The organism is Caloramator quimbayensis, assembly GCF_900167605.1.
GTDB classification, from domain to species: Bacteria; Bacillota; Clostridia; order Clostridiales; family Caloramatoraceae; genus Caloramator_B; species Caloramator_B quimbayensis.
The window spans coordinates 1-17,269 of record NZ_FUYH01000037.1 but is presented as its reverse complement, the minus strand read 5'-3'; the positions used below and the strand labels follow the sequence as shown (position 1 = coordinate 17,269).

Sequence of the window (17,269 nt, the reverse complement as noted above, 5' to 3'; positions counted from 1 at the left end):
CGAATCAGTAGGTCGCAGGTTCGAATCCTGTCCGGCGCACCAAAAATAGTGCCACCCAGTTGACATTGACAAACCTAATTGTTTGTTAGTGTCAACTGGGTGTTTTTTTATATTTTAAGCTCAATAAATAAGTAACCGTCCCTCCAAACTAAAAAATTTAAAATTAATGTATTAATTTTTGCTGTTCTTACAATTTATAAAGTAACAGATAAAAAACAGGGAGGGTTTATTATGAAACAAGGCTGGATTAAGAGTTATAGAAGCGATATAGAAAGCGATGTATGGGCGATGCCGCCGCTGTATTACAGAGTATGGCACTATATTTTATTGTCGGTTAATTACGAAGAAAAAGATATACCTATGAAGGATGGCAGCTATTTAAAAATTTTAAGAGGACAATATTTGACATCGATTAGGACTATATGCAAATCCATAGGATGGTATGAGGGAGGAATATTCAAAGAGCCAAACCCTAAAACCGTTAAAGAGATATTAGATTGGATGGAGAAGGTTGGGCTTATAACAGTTGAGCATGGTAAATTTAACAGACAGTACAGCCTTATAACCATAGTAAATTATGAAAATATTCAAAGGGATGATTTTGATATTGAAATTATAAATAAGAATGAAAGTAACACAAAGGAAACGGAGGACAAACAGGAAGAGGATATAACTAAAAATAATAAGAAAGAAAAAGAATTAAAAGAAAACAAAGAAAATATTAATAGCTCTTTTGAAGATTTTTGGAGTGAATATCCAAGGAAGGTAGAGAAAAAAAGGACATTAAGGATTTTTGAAAAAAGGATTAGAGAAGGAATATCTTCAAAGGAATTGATTGCTGCAGCAGCTAATTATAAAAAGTATTGTGAAGATAAAGGAACGGATATAAAATTTATAAAACATCCTGCAACCTTTATAGGAATAGACAAGCCCTACGAGGAATTTATAGAAGGCATACCAAAGGATTTAACTTCCCTTCCTAAGAATGTTTCTGATGCCCTGAAACTCTATGAAGAATCTAAAGCTAAGGAGGATGTTGCCTTATGGTAAAAAGTGAAGTGGCAAAGCTTTTGGCGGTGCTTGCTGCGGCCTATTCAAAGTTTGAGGTTAATGATATAAAGCTTCAGCTGTGGTATGAGATGCTAAGCGATATATCCTATGAGGCTGCACAGTGTGCAGTAAAAAAATACATATGTGAGAGAAGCTTTCCTCCAAGCATTGCAGATATAAGGGAAGCTGTTGCGGATATTTATGATGGTGATAATGTAAAGGATGCAGGGGCAGCCTGGGGCGAGGTTGTAAAATGCATAAGGGATTATGGAATGTACAGGTTTGATGAGGCTCTGCTTAATATGAGTGAGAAAACAGCGATGGTTGTAAAGCAGATATCTTGGAGCGAGATTTGCCTTTGCGAGAATCTATCGGTAATACGAGGGCAGTTTATGAAGATGTATGAGATACTTGAGAAAAGGGAGAGGGGGGATAAACTTATGCCTCAGGGTGTAAGAGAGCAGATTAAAAGAGTTGCCATGAAAAGGAATGATGATGAGGCAAAGCTTATAGGGTGATTGTACTATGAATTTTTATAAGCTTAGTGATTCAATTTGTATTTTGGTACTTTGAATAAGAATTGTTAATATATAAATAGTACTATTTATATTTAGAAGTTATATTATTTTAATAATAAAAAAGAAATGAAGGAAGTTTTGTGTAAATGGAGAACATTACTTTTATAAAAAATTATAGGTATAAGAGAATTTTTTAATAAATGGGGTGATTTAATGAGAAAAATATCTACATTTTCTATTGTGGCAAGGGATGCTCAAACTGGGGAACTTGGGATTGGTGTTCAATCAAAGTTTTTAGCGGTAGGTTCAGCAGTGCCGTGGGCAAAGGCGGGAGTAGGAGCAATTGCTACACAAGCTCTCGCAAACCTTGATTATGGGGAAATTGGTTTAAAGCTTCTTGAGAAGGGGTACTCAGCACAAAAAACACTTGACGCTCTTTTAAGTTTAGATGATAACAGAGAAGATAGGCAGATAGGAATTGTAGATTCTAATGGGAATTCTGCGGCGTTTACAGGAAGGAACTGTTTTAATTGGGCGGGACATATAACGGGGCCTAATTTCTCCTGTCAGGGGAATATACTTGTTAGTGAAGAAACTATAAAGGCTCTTGCTGATACTTTTAATAACACACAAGGTTCTCTTGCAAGGAGAATTGTAACAGCTCTTGATGCAGCACAAAATGCAGGAGGCGACAGGAGAGGAAGACAGTCTGCAGCGCTGCTTGTTGTTAAAGAAAAGGGGAGCTATGGTGGATATAACGATAGATATATTGATTTGAGGGTAGATGATGACCCTTACCCAATAAAAAAATTGATACATCTTCTTGACCTTCAGGAGCTTTACTTTAACAAGACGAAACCTGAGGAAATGATTAAAGTGAACAAAGATGTAGCAAGACAGATACAGGAAGATTTAAAAAAGCTTGGTTTCTATGAGGGAGATATGAATGGTATATATGATGAAGAAACAAAGAATGCATATAGGGATTTTTGTGGAGTAGAAAATTTTGAAGAGAGAATATGTGAAGGGGATGTAGTTGATTGTAATGTCCTCAAATTTCTGAACAAAAAAGCGTACAATTCTTAAATAGATAAAATAAAAAAGTCTGCCCTAATGATAAAAATTAGGACAGACTTTTTTATACGGTTTTCTATTAACCAAGGTTAAACATTATACTAAATAAGTAACAAGCATGATTAATAAATAGCCACAACGACGGCATGAAAAAAGTTTGTCACTTGTCAATTGGATGGAAATATTTTCATACATTCTCCGTCTCCGGTGATAGGTACCAAAAGCGAATATTGAATAAACCAAAAGAAAAGTATATAAAATAAGTAACCGTCCCTCTAAAAATTTATTCTATTACATATTTCAGTAAACCTTTTAAGAAGCATCCTTCCATAGTCATGCTCAATTACTGACTCATTTATTTTTTGGATATCATAGCCCGATTCAATAAGGTGCTTTTCATCAGCTTTTATATATTCTAACATTATGTTTTTATCAAATTCGGGATGAAACTGAACCCCCCAAATCTTATTTCCTATTACTATAGCATGATGGCCTTCAAAATCGTTCTTTGCAAGAAGCTTTGAGTTTAAAGGAGGTTTTATTATAGTTTGAAAATGTGTAGTATGGCCTAAAAACTCCTCAGGGAGAACTTTTAATAAGGAGTCTTCTTGTCCATTTTCTGTAAGCTTAATTGATACAGTACCCTTTTCAATTCCTTTTGGATTATATCCAACGATTCCTCCAAAGGCTTTGCATAATAGCTGATGGCCATAGCATATTCCAAGGATTGGTATATCCTTCTTTGAAATATCCAATATCCATTTAGAAAGAATTAAACTCCAATCTTCTTCATCGGTAACCATGCTGTGGGAGCCTGTTAATATTATTCCTGAAATTGATTCTTCCTTGGGAAAATATTTTTCTTTTTGAGCATCTATTACAACGAAATTTTCTTTATCAATAGCTGCTTGTCTAATTATAAAATCCTCAAAATCTCCATATTTTTCTTTAATGAAGTCAAAGGTATTTCCGCATTTTACAATTAGTATTTTTTTCATAAAAACCTCCAAAATACATAAGTATTAGATATATTTTATAAAAATACAAGCAGACTGTCAAACTGCATATTTTAGACATTTTTAATTATTAGTTTTATACACGATAAAGAAATTAATATACAAAAGAATACACTAAAATTAGTCATGTAAATTAGCAAAGTTGGGAAAAACAGCCATTAAGTGTGGCAGATTTTGTGCAGAGGTTATATTGAATGGGAAACTTAATTTATATATGAAGGTTTTTTAAGTTTATTATAATAATTGAAAAAAATAATTATTTGTTATATTTTATAATAAGATAGGGTATAAAAATTTTAAAATATTTTGGAGGTGTTAACATGCCGTACATAAATAACACAGTTAGTATGAAGCTTACCTTAGAACAAGAAGAATATATTAAATCGCAGCTTGGAAAGATAATATCTGAAATTCCAAATAAAACTGAACAGTGGCTTATGGTGAGCTTTAGCGACGATAAGGTTATGTATTTTGGAGGGGAGCGAAAGACTAAAGTAGCCTATATAGATATAAGATTATTGGGTTCATGCAGCAGGGAACATAAAAATAAAATAGCAAATCTTATAACTGAATTGTTTAATGACTATTTGGAAATACCTAATGACTGCATTTATATTACATTTCAAGAATTTAAGGATTGGGCTTGGAATGGAAGTTTATTTTAGAATTGTAAATAAAATTGACACAATAGAAACAATATAATAAATCATGATAAAGTGCTTATAAAAAAGAGGGGGATTAGGAGCCTGCGCTATCATTAATCTTCAGACTCCTAAATCATTAATACAATTGTATTATAACATAAGAATTAAAAAAATGTGTTAAAAATGTGTTAATAAATTAACGATAATGAAAATTTAGCACCTCAATTTTGAGGTGCTAAATTTATGATTTTAAATTTAAAGTCATAGAAGAGAATTATATGCCGGAACAGGATTGTTAACCGTTGCATCGCTGTACTGCATAGATAGAGAACTAATCATTGAAGAACTTATTATAAACATAATTCCCATCTGTGGGGCCATTATTGTAAAATCAACTATTCCATGTACGAGTATTGCCGCTTGTATTGCAGATAGCAAAGATACAAGTTTACAGTTTTCATTATATAAAAGTCTTATACCTTCGAATATATACATCTTCATATATATAAAAACAGTTAAACCTACAATGCCTAATGTGGTAGCGATAGTTATCCATATGTTATGGGCGTGAACTTCTCTTAGATGATAATTAATAAAGTATGTTCCATAATCATAAACTCCCAAAAGCCCCCAGCCGGTTAATGGCTTTAGCTGAAACATCTTATAGCATCCATCCCATATTGCCTGTCTGCTGTCTATTGAATTATCAAGCTCATGACCAAATATATTCTTTAAACTTGGAACAATAGAAGGCGCATACATTATAATACCTATTATTAATGAGGCTAAGAGTAAAAAACGAAAACTCTGCTTGTTTTTATTAAGTGAAAAATATACGAATACTCCTGAAAGCAAACCAATGGCAGCGCCTCTTGAACCAGTAAGAATAAGGGCTGTAATAAATAAAGATAAAGCAATATAGTATAAATAATTTCTCTTTTTCCCTGATTTGTTTAGAAAGTAGATACATAATAATATCATGCAGCTAAACCATGCTCCAGCTACGTTTGGGTTCCCAAAGGTGCTGTATACCCTGTGATTTTTTGTAGCCCAGGGAGGACACATAATAAGCTTTGCCCAAAGAGGGTTAGACCAAAATGCGAAGGATATTTTTTCCAATATACCAAGTACAGCAGAAAATACGGATATTTTCAATAATAATTTAAGCAATCCTTCGATTTTGTACTCGCTATTATATTGGTTTTCTATAAAAACGCTTAGACAGAAATATAGAAGAAAGGCTAAAGATAACAGCGAGGACAAAAGGCTTTTGTTGATTATACCAACTATAAAGGACCATACAAAAAGTACCAAAAGTCCTCCGTTCCAAGGGTTTCGTTTTAAGGTATATTTACCTTTAATCATCAAATAAGATATATATATAACTGGAATAAACGCTGTATAGGGAGAAATAACAATAAGCAGTAATGATGCAAACATTTTAAAGACTCCTTTTTTATTTTTTACACCATTATTTATAGTAAATCATAAAAGAATAAACTTCAAATGCTATTCATTAAATTTAAAAAAATGTTTACAACATATTATAATATGCTTATTTTTATCTTTAGATTTATGAATAAGTAATATACTTTTACTTATTGAAAAAGGATTAATAAAATTTTAATAATATATTAATTTTTAAAGCTGACAGTCTGCTTAAAATTTATAGAAAAGGAGGGACAGTTACTTATTTTACTAATTTACTATACATTTTCTAAATCTATAAAACTATAAAAAAGAGATATCCCCTACGATATAGATACATTTATAATAAATTTAATATAATAAGTAACCGTCCCTCAGCTTGTCCCAAACGTTGCAAATTATTTAAGGAATATCCATATAATGAAGGTTAAATTATTTATTTTATAAACTAATAAGTAACTGTCCCTCAAAAAAATGCTAAAGGAAATTCTATTAAAGGGGGTGTTGTGATATAATAGTTAATGAATAATTAAATTTTTTAAAAAATTCAGGATGGGGGATTAGGATGTCAAAGTATGTTTTGTCATTAGATCAGGGGACTACAAGCTCGAGAGCTATACTTTTTAATCGTGAAGGGGAGATAGTATCTACAGCACAAAAGGAATTCAAACAGATTTATCCTAAGGCAGGATGGGTTGAACACGACCCTATGGAAATATTAGAGAGTCAGATTCAGGTTGCAAAGGATGCGATTTTAAAGGCGGCTGCAGCACCTGAAGATATAGCAGCAATAGGTATAACAAACCAGAGGGAAACCACTGTGGTTTGGGATAAAAATACAGGAAAGCCTATATATAACGCAATCGTTTGGCAATGCAGAAGGACAGCTTCTATATGCGATAAGCTAAAGGAAGATGGACTTTATGATGTTATTAGAAAAAAGACAGGCCTTATTCTTGATGCATATTTTTCGGGAACGAAGATAAAATGGATACTTGATAACGTTGAAGGGGCAAGGGAAAAGGCAAATAAAGGAGAGCTTTTATTTGGCAACATCGACACATGGCTTATATGGAACTTAACAGGAGGAAAAGTACATATTACCGATTATTCTAATGCATCAAGGACAATGCTTTATAATATATATAAATTAGAATGGGATGAGGAGTTATTAGAAATTCTTAATATACCAAAGGTTATGCTTCCAAAGGTTATGCCATCAAGCAAAGTTTTTGGTTATACAAAGAGTGGCTATTTTGGAGGAGAAATACCTATATCAGGGGACGCAGGAGATCAGCAGGCAGCTTTATTTGGGCAGGGATGTTTTACCCCTGGAACTGCTAAAAACACCTATGGAACTGGATGCTTTATGCTTATGAATACAGGAGATAGGGCTGTTGAGTCTAAAAACGGACTTTTAACAACAATTGCTTATGGAATCGATGGAAAGGTTGAATATGCTCTTGAAGGAAGCATATTTATGGCTGGGGCATCTATACAATGGCTTCGTGATGAGCTGAAGATGATAGAAAGCGCAAAGGATACAGAAGAGTTAGCACTATCTGTTCCTGATACCAATGGAGTTTATATAGTTCCTGCCTTTGTTGGAATGGGGGCTCCCTATTGGAATATGTATGCGAGAGGCACTGTTGTTGGTCTTACAAGAGGAGCAAAAAAAGAACATTTTGTAAGAGCAACCTTAGAATCTCTTGCATATCAGACTATGGATGTGTTAAAATCAATGGAGGAAGACTCTGATATTAAACTATGTGAGCTTAATGTAGATGGCGGCGCTACTGCTAACAACTTTTTAATGCAGTTCCAGTCAGATATACTTTCAGTTCCTGTAAACAGGCCCTGCATAATAGAAACTACAGCCCTTGGGGCAGCATATCTATCAGGACTTGCTGTTGGATTTTGGAAGGATAAGGAAGATATACTAAGGAATAAAAAGATAAACAGAAGCTTTAAGCCCTCAATGGACGAGGCTCATCGAGATAAGCTTATTAAAGGATGGAAGAGAGCAGTTAGAGCATCCCTATATTGGGCAGAGGATAGAGAATAAAATATTAAATGGTGAGATTTGAGAGCCATAACAATGAAGCTGCAGTGCAGCTTTGTCGTTATGGCTTTTTATATTTAAAGGAGGTAATAATATGTATGATGTTGCGGTAATCGGTGCAGGAATAACAGGAGCATGTATTGTAAGGGAACTTTCAAAGTATGACCTTAAAATTATTGTAATTGAAGGAAGCTATGATATTGCAAATGGAGCAACAAAGGCAAACAGCGGTATTGTACATGCAGGGTACGATGCAAAGGAAGGTACATTAAAGGCAAAGCTTAATGTGCTTGGCAATAGGATGTATGAGGACCTTTGCAGGGAGCTTAATGTGCCCTATAAAAACAACGGTTCATTAGTTATAGCTTTTAACGATGAAGAAATGAAAACTTTAGAATTGCTTTTAAACAGAGGCTTAAAAAACGGTGTTGAAGGCCTTGAAATAATAGATAAAAATACCCTATTAAATCTCGAGCCTAACATAAGCGATAGGGCAAAGGGTGCTCTTTATGCAAAAAGCGCAGGAATAGTATCTCCCTATGAGCTTGCCCTATCCCTTTGTGAGAGCGCATATCTAAACGGCGCAGAGTTTATATTCGATGCAAAGGTTACAAATATAATAAAAGAAAAGGGAAAATTTACAATAAGCACAAGCAAGGGACAGATTATATCAAACTTTGTTGTTAATGCTGCAGGGGTTAATGCTGATGAAATAAATAAGATGCTTGGAGGAGAAAAATTCAGCATTATACCAAGAAGGGGAGAATACTGCCTTCTTGATAAGAGCCAAGGAAATATAGTTAATAGAATAATTTTTAACACTCCAACTGAAAAGGGAAAGGGTATACTTGTAAGTCCAACAACTCATGGAAACCTTCTTTTAGGACCTAATGCCCATGTAATTGAAGATAAATTAGATGTTTCAACTACAGGTTTTGGGCTTGAGGAAGTTATTGAAGGGGCTAAAAAGAATATAAAAAATGTTAATTTAAGAGAAATAATAACATCCTTCAGCGGTGTTCGTGCAACTCCAAGCACAGGAGATTTTATAATAGATGTTCCAACAAGGGGAGCGGTTAATGCAGCAGGAATTGAATCCCCAGGCCTTACATCAGCTCCGGCGATTGCAATTATGGTTTTAGAGCTTCTTCACAAAGAAGGACTTACTCTTAACTTTAAATCTGATTTCAAAAATGGAAGAATACTTCCAAAAAGATTTATTGATATGAATGATGAGGAGAAAAAAGCAGCTATAGAAAAGGATAAGCGCTATGGAAAGATAATATGCAGATGTGAGCAGATTACCGAGGGAGATATAGTTAATGCTATAAACTGTCCTCTTGGTGCAAAAACAGTGGATGGAGTAAAAAAGAGATTAAGAGCTGGTATGGGAAGATGCCAGGGGGGATTTTGCATGCCAAGGGTTGTTGAAATACTTTCAAGGGAACTTAAAACTGAACCTGAAAACATACTTAAAGCAGATAGTGGAAGCTATATATTAACTGGTAAAACTAAATAGGAGGGATAACATGGAAAGGGATCTTGTTATAATAGGAGGAGGTCCTGCGGGGCTTGCAGCAGCTATTGAGGCAAAGGAGAAAGGAATAGATGATATACTTATAATTGAAAGGGATAAAAGCCTTGGAGGAATACTTAATCAGTGTATTCACAACGGCTTTGGGCTTCACATATTCGGTGAGCAGTTAACAGGCCCTGAATATGCAGACAGGTTTATTAAAAAGGCAAAAGATTTAGGAATAGAATATTATCTTAATACTATGGTATTAAATATGACTGAGGATAAGACTATTACTGTATTAAACGAAAATGAAGGCCTTTTTAACATAAAAGCAAAGGCGGTAATATGTGCTATGGGATGCAGGGAAAGGACAAGAGGAGCCCTAAACATTCCAGGAACTCGTCCTTCAGGAGTTTTTACAGCAGGTGCAGCTCAAAGATTTGTAAACATGGAAGGATACAATGTTGGCAAGGAAGTTGTAATATTAGGTTCTGGGGATATAGGGCTTATAATGGCAAGAAGAATGACCTTAGAGGGAGCAAAGGTTAAGATGGTTCTTGAAATTATGCCTTACTCAACGGGACTTAAAAGGAATATCGTTCAGTGCCTCGATGATTTTGATATCCCTCTTAAATTCAATTATACTGTTGTAAAAATACATGGAAGGGAAAGGCTTGAGGGAGTTACAATAGCAAAGGTTGATGAAAACAGAAAACCAATTGAGCAGACCTTTGAATATGTAAAATGCGACACTCTTTTATTATCCGTTGGGCTTATACCTGAAAACGAGCTCTCAAGGGAGGCTGGAGTTGAAATTGATAGAGTAACATCGGGACCTATTGTTACAGAGGCTATGCAAACCTCAATAGATGGAATATTTGCCTGCGGAAATGTTGTCCATGTTCATGACCTTGTAGATTTTGTTACTATGGAGAGCCGCCTTGCAGGGAGAATGGCTGCAAAATATATAAAGGGCGAGCTTAAAAAGGATGGAGATTTTATAAGTACAAAAGGAATAGATGGTATAAGATATGTTGTTCCCCATAAAATAAACCCTGAAAACGTTGAGGATAATGTAAATTTCTTTATGAGGGTTGATAATGTATATAAAAATGTGATTATATACGCAGAGCATGATGGGCAGATAATTTATAAAGCCAAAAAACCTATGGTATCCCCTGGGGAGATGGAGAGCATAAAAATTAAAAAGAATGTTTTTGAAAACATTAAATCTGGGGAAATTAAGTTTGGTTTAAGGAGGGCATAAATATGGAAGAGAGAAATTTAACCTGTATAAACTGCCCTATGGGATGCAGCCTTAAGGTTAAAATATATGATGATAAAATAGAAGTTGAAGGGAATATATGCAGCCGAGGAAAAGAATATGCTGAAAATGAAGTTACAAACCCTAAAAGGACTGTAACCTCTACTATAAAAGTTGTTGGAGGAGAAAGACCTGTTGTGTCCGTTAAAACCACAGGAGAAATTCCAAAGAAAAATATATTCGATTTAATGAAAATAATAAACGATAAAAGCGTTAATGCGCCGGTTAAAATAGGTGAGGTTTTGATTAAAGATGTTTTTGGGGTTAATGTAGTTGCTACTTCTAATGTTGACAGAGCATAGTTATACTTTTTAATTTTCAGGTGCAAAAGTGAAATTGATAACTATTAAAACGCAACGGGCTGTTGAACTTATTAGTTCAACAGCCCGTTTTACAATTAATAATTATATTTTAATAAATGTAGGAAAGATAGGACTTGTATGACCATCCGGTTATTCCGTTAATTCTTATCTTAAGCCACATTCCATCGTAGGAATAACCTATAACCTCAGCATACTGACCGCTTTTTAAAACTCCTATAATCTGTGATGAGGTTGAAGGGTTTTGTCTTATATTAAGCTGTGTTACTCCTTTAACTGTAACATATTTTCCGCTTGGTATTGGAGATACTAAGGCTCCCCATACCCAGCCGCTTTTACCGTTTGCGCTTATATTGTACCACCCTGAAGAGTAACTGATTACATATATAATCGTTCCCTTTGGGAGAGCAGTTATTATTTGAGATGATGTTGAGGGCATACTTCTTAAGTTTGCATAAGTTATGCTGTCGGAAATCTTTGCAAATATTTCTGTTGCGACAGGTTTTGGGAGACTTTCTGAGTTAGCAGACGATAAAGCTGTATTTTGAGTTACTGTAGACACAGCGCTGCCGGATGTTTGAACCGTATCTTCTAAAATATAGTTATATCTTCCGGCTATATAACCGCTGCTTATTTCCTTCATGCTTAGAAAGTATCTTTTAGTTCCCTGTATTCCTCCATAAAAAGTATCTGTAGTTGACTCATAGGTGAAAGCACCTTCAACTCCGTTTAGATTTCCCCATCTATCGAATATTACAACATGATCCCCAGGCTTGTTTAATATATCCATATGCTTTATATCTTTTATATCGATTTTTGTAAAGTAATTATTAAATAGGGTTGAGGTTGAAAGTTTCCAGTCCTTTATGTTAAATACAGCTTGTACAAAACCAGAACAATCAAGTCCGGCGGTCTGAGGAATATATCCCATTCCTGAGCTCGTATTTACATTACCTGCAAAGGCTCCCCGGTTTATTGCATCAATAAAACTTGTCCATGGAGCATTATAAGAAGCAGTGTCTATTCCGTCAAATCCTCCCCAATTATAGGGGATACCTGTAAACTCAGCTGAAGATACATCTTTAAACTGGGATGGAGAGGTAACATATAAAGCCTTGTCAGGGCTTATATAGCCGTTTTTATCCTTAGAGTAAGTCCATTTCAAATCGATGATTTGATGGGCTCTTTTTTCTGCTTCGCTTCTTGAAATTGGATTTTGAGCCGCCGCATAGGATGTTTTAAAAGGAATTAGCGTAAAAGTTATTATAAATAGTGCTGCGGATAAAAGTGAAATGAATTTTCGCATAAATCTCCTCCTTTGCAAGTAAAAAAGTGCATAAAAACATAAAAGGTTAACATAATTATACTTTGATTTTATTACACATTTCAATGAACAAATTGTGGTAAAAAGAATGAATTGGCTAAATATTATAAAAATTTAAAATCAAAAAAGCAGAAGGGGAAAGTTTATGCTCTTCAAACTTTCCCCTAAAAAACATATTTTGTTAATTTGTATTACAAATAAAGAACTAATTCATCTATATCCTTTCTTATCTTATTATAATTATGTTCCTTAGCATACCCAACAGGAGTAAAAGCCACTATTTCAAGGGAGATGTCAAGCTTTAAAACCTCTCTTGCAGCTTTAACATCGAAGGCTCCAACCCAGCAGGTTCCAAGATTAAGATTGGTAGCAGCAAGGACAATATGATCCATAACTATTGCTGCATCGATATCACCGTAGTTTTTTCCGTCTGCTCTTACCCATGCTTTTGAAGGAATTGAACAGATTCCAAGAATTATCGGAGCTTCTACGAACCAATCTCTATTGTAAATTCTTTTAAGCTCTGCTTCTCTTCCCTTTGTTTTTATTACTAGTATCTTAAAGGCCTGCTTGTTTGCAGCGGTTGGAGCGAGCCTTGCAGCTTCAAGTATTTTACTAAGTTTCTCCTCTTCAATTTCATCGGATTTAAAGGCTCTTATGCTGCAGCGTTTTTTTACGATATCAAAATAATCCATAAAACACCTCCTATATATGAGCTGATGCTAAATTTTATTTTTAGAATTACAATTTATACCAATCATTTTTTTTATTATATATTTTTTGCTGTAATTAGTCTATACATTAATTGTTAAATTTTAAAAATTAAAGAATGTTTTATATGCGAATAATTAATATATTGAAATATTTTGCAAAAACTAAATATTAATTAAAATTATACTTTTAATATTTATATATTTATTATACAATGAATATAAATTAGCATACCATAAATTATTAATATATAATATGAATCTGGGAGGAAAAAATATGCCCATAAAAATAGTTGCAGATAGCTGCTGTGATTTAAACGATGATATAAAAAGGAGTACTAACATTAATATTGCTCCTTTGACAATAGAGCTTGAGGGAGAGATATTCAGGGACGATGAAAATCTTGACATTCAAAGATTTACAGAAAAGATGAGAAACAGTAAGGAGAGCCCAAAAACATCCTGTCCATCTCCTCAGGAATTTATAAAGCATTATGAGGGAGAGGAGAGCGTATTTGTAGTAACATTATCTGCAGCCCTTAGCGGAACCTATAGAAGCGCTATGATGGCAAAGGAAATATTTACTGAAGAGATACAAAAAAAATTTATACATGTTTTTAATTCAAAAAGCGCATCTGTTGGAGAAACGCTGATTAGCCTTAAGATTGCCGAGCTTTGCAAACTTGGGAATGAAGATTCTGAGATAGTTAGTAAAGTTGAGGACTATATAAGCGGAATGAAGACGTTTTTTATGCTCAACACCTTAGAAAACCTCGTAAAGGCAGGAAGAGTAAGCCCTATAATTGCTAAGGTAACTTCACTTCTTTCAATAAAACCTATTATGGCGGGAACTGAAGAAGGAACAATAAAAATTCAGGAAAAGGTTGTTGGAGCGCAGAAAGCTTTTAAAAGATTTGTTGAAATAATCGGAGAGCAGGGAGTCGACCTTGAAAATAAGGTTCTTGGGATAGCTCATTGCAATTGTCTTGATAAAGCTCTCGAATTTAAAAATGAGGTATTAAAAAGATATAAATTTAAAGATATAATAATAGTGCCAACGGCAGGAATAAGCACTGTATACGCTAATGAAGGAGGACTTGTGATAGCTTTTTAAATTAAAATATGCCATTTTAACCACCAATTCCCTGAGTATAACTTTAATTTTTGGTTAAATTAATAGTAGAACAGGAACAGGAGGTGAATAAAATGGCAGACAACAAATTCTACGGAGGCTTTGCAGGTGCAGCTGGATATGCAGCTCCAAAGAATCAGACAGTTATTCCTGAGGCAAAGAAAGGACTTGACCAGTTTAAGGAAGAAGTAGCTGCTGAAGTAGGAGTACAGGTACCAGCAACTGGATACTGGGGAAATATGACTTCTAAGGAATGTGGTACAGTAGGCGGTTACATGGTAAAGAAGATGGTTGAGGCTTATGAGAGAAATCTCGCTGGCAAGTAATATAAAGTATAAAAAGGGAGTGTTAGTGCTCCCTTTTTATTTTAGAGAGGTGATATTATGAAAAATAAAAGCATTAAGGAGCTTAATACCTTTTTAAAGGGAGAACATATGGGAATTGACGCCTATGAAAAGTTTATAAATAAGGTTGATGACGAAAATATAAAAAATCAGCTTCAAGATATACAAAAGGATCATAAAAAGCACGCTGAAAAAATAGCTGAAAGGATTCAGGATCTTGGAGGCAGAGCAAAAAATGGAGTTGGATTTACAGGAAAGATAGCTGAGGCGGCTTCAAATATAAAAAATATAGGTAAAAAAGATGATATAAGTATTTTAAAACAGGCCTATGACGGAGAGGATTTGGGGATTAAAATGGCAACCGAAGTTGTAAAGGGAGATCTTGATAATGAGAGCGCAAAGCTTATTAGGGATATTCTATCGGAGGATAGAAATCATCTTGACAAATTGAACAGCTTAATTCAGAATAAAGGTAATATACAGTAGATTTTTTATCTTTGGCAGCTTTTTTGAAGGCATTTTTAGATGCTGCTACTGTCAAAGAACCACGGGAATATTGACAATATATACTGTTAATATTATAATTTTTTAATAAATATGTAAAACTATGAAGGGAAGAGTAGGTACAGATTTGAATTTTCAGCGAGCCGATGATGGTGGAAGATCGGTATGACAGCTGTATTGAAGAACATCCCGGAGTTCCCAACCGAAATGAAAAGAGTAGACTTGGGGGTGACCAGAACCTTAAATCTGGAGAGTATCGGATTTTACCTGTACTTTTAAGGCGGCCTTTTGGCAAATTGGGTGGTACCGCGAAATTAACCTTCGTCCCTTTATGTGGCGAAGGTTTTATTATTATATAAGGGAGGATTTAATGTGGAAAGTACTACTATTAAAAAGCTCTATAGAGAGCATGAAAGCTTTGAAGACAAACAAGTAAAACTGTCCGGATGGATAAGAACATTAAGGTCATCAAAATCCTTTGGATTTATTGAATTAAATGATGGAACGTTTTTTAAAAATGCACAGATAGTTTTTGATGAAGCCCTAAGCAATTTTAAAGAAATTGAAAAGCTTCCTATAAGTACATCAATAACTGTTGAAGGGAAGGTTGTACTAACACCAAACGCAAAGCAGCCCTTTGAAATTAAGGCAGATAATATTATTGTGGAAGGAACTTCAAGCTCCGATTATCCACTTCAAAAGAAAAAGCATTCCTTTGAATATTTAAGAACAATTGCTCACTTAAGACCAAGAAGCAATACTTTTTCAGCAGTGTTTAGAGTTCGTTCTCTTGCGGCTTTTGCTATTCATAAATTCTTTCAGGAGAGGGGATTTGTATATGTTAACTCTCCAATTATAACAGGAAGCGACTGTGAAGGCGCAGGACAGATGTTTAGAGTTACAACTCTCGATTTAGACAACCTTCCAAGAACACAGGATGGTCAAATCGATGTTAAAGAAGATTTCTTCGGAAAAACTACAAGCCTTACAGTTAGCGGACAGCTTGAGGCAGAGGTTTTTGCTCTGTCCTTTAGAAATGTATATACTTTTGGACCGACATTCAGAGCAGAAAATTCAAACACTCCGAGGCATGCAGCAGAATTCTGGATGATAGAGCCTGAGATTGCCTTTGCAGAGCTTAAGGATGATATGGAACTTGCAGAGGATATGGTAAAATATATTATAAACTATGTAATGGAAAATGCACCGGAAGAAATGGAGTTTTTTAATAATTTTATAGACAATACATTGTTTGATAGATTAAACAACGTTGTAAATTCCGAGTTTGGGCATGTAACATATACTGAGGCAATAGAGATACTTAAAAAATCAGGGCAGCAGTTTGAGTACCCTGTTGAATGGGGAATAGACCTCCAAACAGAGCATGAAAGATACTTGACGGAGAAGGTATTTAAAAAGCCTGTATTTGTTACCGACTATCCAAAGAAAATAAAAGCATTTTATATGAGATTAAATGATGACAATAAGACTGTTGCGGCTATGGATCTTTTAGTTCCAGGAGTTGGAGAGATAATAGGCGGAAGTCAGAGAGAGGAAAGACTCGATGTGCTCGAAAGAAGGATAAAAGAGCTTGGAATGGATGTTAAGGATTATTGGTGGTATTTAGAGCTTAGAAAGTATGGAGGGACAAAACACGCAGGATTCGGCCTTGGATTTGAAAGAATGATTATGTACTTAACCGGAATGAGCAACATAAGAGATGTTATACCTTTCCCAAGAACACCCGGAAACGCAGAGTTTTAATATGAACCGTAGGCATTAGCAGTTTTTAACTGCTAATGCCTCTGACTTTTTTTGAAGGGATTTTTGATTGAGCTTTGAGGGACTTTGAGGGACGGTTACTTATTTTTCTTTATTACTTTACAACTCCATGAAGAAATTTTGGGGTTTTAAGGGACGGTTACTTATTTTCACTACCAACATTACAATTACATGAATAAAACCACCTCTAACTTGGCAAAATAATACTAAAAATATAATTTAAGTTGGAGGTGGTTTGTCATGCCAAGACTGGCAAGGCAAAAATCGTATGACTCAATTTTCCATGTTATGGTTAAAAGCATCGTTGAAGCTCCTCTTTTTAAAGATGATGATGATAAAGTAAAGTTTATGGATTTCGTTAAAAAAGCTCAGGACCAGTTCGAGTTTAAGGTGTATTCATACTGTCTTATGGATAATCACGCCCATTTTATTATAGATTCAAACGGTGCAGACATATCGAAGATTATGCACTTTATCAATTATAAGTACGCTATGTACTATAACAAAAGGCATGAAAG

17 protein-coding genes and 1 other annotated feature are annotated in these 17,269 nt (G+C 34.6%); of the genes, 13 read left to right on the top strand and 4 right to left on the bottom strand.

Going from position 1 to position 17,269, the window contains the following annotated elements:
* The first annotated feature begins 231 nt into the window (after positions 1-231).
* From B5D15_RS14065 to B5D15_RS14055, 3 genes are all read left to right on the top strand, one after another.
* On the top strand, positions 232-1,050 hold the full coding sequence (locus B5D15_RS14065) for a hypothetical protein (RefSeq protein WP_078697748.1): 819 nt from the start codon (positions 232-234) through the stop codon (positions 1,048-1,050).
* Positions 1,044-1,568 carry a replicative helicase loader/inhibitor gene (locus tag B5D15_RS14060; protein ID WP_242948760.1) on the top strand — a complete coding sequence of 175 codons (525 nt, stop codon included), beginning with the start codon at positions 1,044-1,046 and terminating at the stop codon, positions 1,566-1,568. Before B5D15_RS14065 ends, B5D15_RS14060 begins: the two co-directional genes overlap by 7 nt.
* A gap of 213 nt (positions 1,569-1,781) precedes the next feature.
* Positions 1,782-2,654, top strand: a complete 873-nt coding sequence (locus B5D15_RS14055) for a DUF1028 domain-containing protein (protein ID WP_078697747.1) — start codon at positions 1,782-1,784, stop codon at positions 2,652-2,654.
* A 263-nt stretch (positions 2,655-2,917) separates the two neighbouring features.
* Here B5D15_RS14055 and B5D15_RS14050 read toward each other — a convergent pair whose 3' ends face one another.
* Positions 2,918-3,640, bottom strand: coding sequence for a glutamine amidotransferase (locus B5D15_RS14050; protein ID WP_078697746.1), 723 nt, complete (start codon positions 3,638-3,640; stop codon positions 2,918-2,920).
* Positions 3,641-3,978: 338 nt separating this feature from the next.
* Here B5D15_RS14050 and B5D15_RS14045 point away from each other — a divergent pair, with 338 nt between their 5' ends.
* Positions 3,979-4,323 (top strand): phenylpyruvate tautomerase MIF-related protein, encoded by a 345-nt coding sequence (locus B5D15_RS14045; protein WP_078697745.1) that lies wholly within the window; start codon positions 3,979-3,981, stop codon positions 4,321-4,323.
* A 240-nt stretch (positions 4,324-4,563) separates the two neighbouring features.
* Here the strand turns inward: B5D15_RS14045 and B5D15_RS14040 are convergent, their stop codons facing one another.
* Positions 4,564-5,742 carry an O-antigen ligase family protein gene (locus tag B5D15_RS14040; protein WP_078697744.1) on the bottom strand — a complete coding sequence of 393 codons (1,179 nt, stop codon included), beginning with the start codon at positions 5,740-5,742 and terminating at the stop codon, positions 4,564-4,566.
* A gap of 553 nt (positions 5,743-6,295) precedes the next feature.
* Here B5D15_RS14040 and glpK point away from each other — a divergent pair.
* The 4 genes from glpK (at position 6,296) to B5D15_RS14020 (ending at position 10,937) form a co-directional block, all read left to right on the top strand.
* Positions 6,296-7,795 (top strand): glycerol kinase GlpK, encoded by a 1,500-nt coding sequence (gene glpK / locus B5D15_RS14035; RefSeq protein WP_078697743.1) that lies wholly within the window; start codon positions 6,296-6,298, stop codon positions 7,793-7,795.
* A 91-nt stretch (positions 7,796-7,886) separates the two neighbouring features.
* Positions 7,887-9,311, top strand: a complete 1,425-nt coding sequence (locus B5D15_RS14030; protein WP_078697742.1) for an NAD(P)/FAD-dependent oxidoreductase — start codon at positions 7,887-7,889, stop codon at positions 9,309-9,311.
* A gap of 10 nt (positions 9,312-9,321) precedes the next feature.
* A complete protein-coding gene (locus tag B5D15_RS14025; RefSeq protein WP_078697741.1) occupies positions 9,322-10,578 on the top strand; it encodes an NAD(P)/FAD-dependent oxidoreductase in 1,257 nt (418 codons plus the stop codon).
* Positions 10,579-10,580: 2 nt separating this feature from the next.
* Positions 10,581-10,937 (top strand): DUF1667 domain-containing protein, encoded by a 357-nt coding sequence (locus B5D15_RS14020; RefSeq protein WP_078697740.1) that lies wholly within the window; start codon positions 10,581-10,583, stop codon positions 10,935-10,937.
* A 109-nt stretch (positions 10,938-11,046) separates the two neighbouring features.
* Here B5D15_RS14020 and B5D15_RS14015 read toward each other — a convergent pair whose 3' ends face one another.
* Together B5D15_RS14015 and B5D15_RS14010 are read right to left on the bottom strand one after the other, a co-directional pair.
* Positions 11,047-12,261, bottom strand: coding sequence for an SH3 domain-containing protein (locus B5D15_RS14015; protein ID WP_078697739.1), 1,215 nt, complete (start codon positions 12,259-12,261; stop codon positions 11,047-11,049).
* A 209-nt stretch (positions 12,262-12,470) separates the two neighbouring features.
* A complete protein-coding gene (locus B5D15_RS14010; protein ID WP_078697738.1) occupies positions 12,471-12,974 on the bottom strand; it encodes a nitroreductase family protein in 504 nt (167 codons plus the stop codon).
* 292 nt (positions 12,975-13,266) lie between these two features.
* On the opposite strand from B5D15_RS14010, the gene B5D15_RS14005 reads away from it, so the two are divergent.
* From B5D15_RS14005 to B5D15_RS13980, 5 genes are all read left to right on the top strand, one after another.
* Positions 13,267-14,103 carry a DegV family protein gene (locus B5D15_RS14005; RefSeq protein ID WP_078697737.1) on the top strand — a complete coding sequence of 279 codons (837 nt, stop codon included), beginning with the start codon at positions 13,267-13,269 and terminating at the stop codon, positions 14,101-14,103.
* A gap of 92 nt (positions 14,104-14,195) precedes the next feature.
* Positions 14,196-14,447, top strand: a complete 252-nt coding sequence (locus tag B5D15_RS14000; RefSeq protein WP_078697736.1) for an alpha/beta-type small acid-soluble spore protein — start codon at positions 14,196-14,198, stop codon at positions 14,445-14,447.
* A gap of 57 nt (positions 14,448-14,504) precedes the next feature.
* Positions 14,505-14,951, top strand: a complete 447-nt coding sequence (locus tag B5D15_RS13995; RefSeq protein ID WP_078697735.1) for a ferritin-like domain-containing protein — start codon at positions 14,505-14,507, stop codon at positions 14,949-14,951.
* Between the two features lie 112 nt (positions 14,952-15,063).
* Positions 15,064-15,301 (top strand) — a binding site (T-box leader).
* Between the two features lie 40 nt (positions 15,302-15,341).
* The gene (asnS, locus tag B5D15_RS13985) at positions 15,342-16,733 is read left to right on the top strand and encodes an asparagine--tRNA ligase (RefSeq protein WP_078697732.1); all 1,392 of its coding nucleotides are present in this window, start codon (positions 15,342-15,344) and stop codon (positions 16,731-16,733) included.
* Positions 16,734-16,991: 258 nt separating this feature from the next.
* Positions 16,992-17,269: transposase (locus B5D15_RS13980; protein WP_179122326.1), on the top strand; the 278-nt coding region annotated here is incomplete at its 3' end.

Excerpts from the sequence above, each read along its gene's own strand:
- B5D15_RS14065 (WP_078697748.1), top strand. The coding sequence starts at position 232 with ATGAAACAAGGCTGGATTAAGAGTTATAGAAGCGATATAGAAAGCGAT.
- B5D15_RS14015 (WP_078697739.1), bottom strand. The coding sequence starts at position 12,261 with ATGCGAAAATTCATTTCACTTTTATCCGCAGCACTATTTATAATAACT.
- B5D15_RS14045 (WP_078697745.1), top strand. The coding sequence starts at position 3,979 with ATGCCGTACATAAATAACACAGTTAGTATGAAGCTTACCTTAGAACAA.
- B5D15_RS14005 (WP_078697737.1), top strand. The coding sequence starts at position 13,267 with ATGCCCATAAAAATAGTTGCAGATAGCTGCTGTGATTTAAACGATGAT.
- B5D15_RS14050 (WP_078697746.1), bottom strand. The coding sequence starts at position 3,640 with ATGAAAAAAATACTAATTGTAAAATGCGGAAATACCTTTGACTTCATT.
- B5D15_RS14020 (WP_078697740.1), top strand. The coding sequence starts at position 10,581 with ATGGAAGAGAGAAATTTAACCTGTATAAACTGCCCTATGGGATGCAGC.
- B5D15_RS14055 (WP_078697747.1), top strand. The coding sequence starts at position 1,782 with ATGAGAAAAATATCTACATTTTCTATTGTGGCAAGGGATGCTCAAACT.
- glpK (WP_078697743.1), top strand. The coding sequence starts at position 6,296 with ATGTCAAAGTATGTTTTGTCATTAGATCAGGGGACTACAAGCTCGAGA.
- B5D15_RS14010 (WP_078697738.1), bottom strand. The coding sequence starts at position 12,974 with ATGGATTATTTTGATATCGTAAAAAAACGCTGCAGCATAAGAGCCTTT.
- B5D15_RS14060 (WP_242948760.1), top strand. The coding sequence starts at position 1,044 with ATGGTAAAAAGTGAAGTGGCAAAGCTTTTGGCGGTGCTTGCTGCGGCC.
- B5D15_RS14000 (WP_078697736.1), top strand. The coding sequence starts at position 14,196 with ATGGCAGACAACAAATTCTACGGAGGCTTTGCAGGTGCAGCTGGATAT.
- B5D15_RS14030 (WP_078697742.1), top strand. The coding sequence starts at position 7,887 with ATGTATGATGTTGCGGTAATCGGTGCAGGAATAACAGGAGCATGTATT.
- B5D15_RS14025 (WP_078697741.1), top strand. The coding sequence starts at position 9,322 with ATGGAAAGGGATCTTGTTATAATAGGAGGAGGTCCTGCGGGGCTTGCA.
- B5D15_RS13995 (WP_078697735.1), top strand. The coding sequence starts at position 14,505 with ATGAAAAATAAAAGCATTAAGGAGCTTAATACCTTTTTAAAGGGAGAA.
- B5D15_RS14040 (WP_078697744.1), bottom strand. The coding sequence starts at position 5,742 with ATGTTTGCATCATTACTGCTTATTGTTATTTCTCCCTATACAGCGTTT.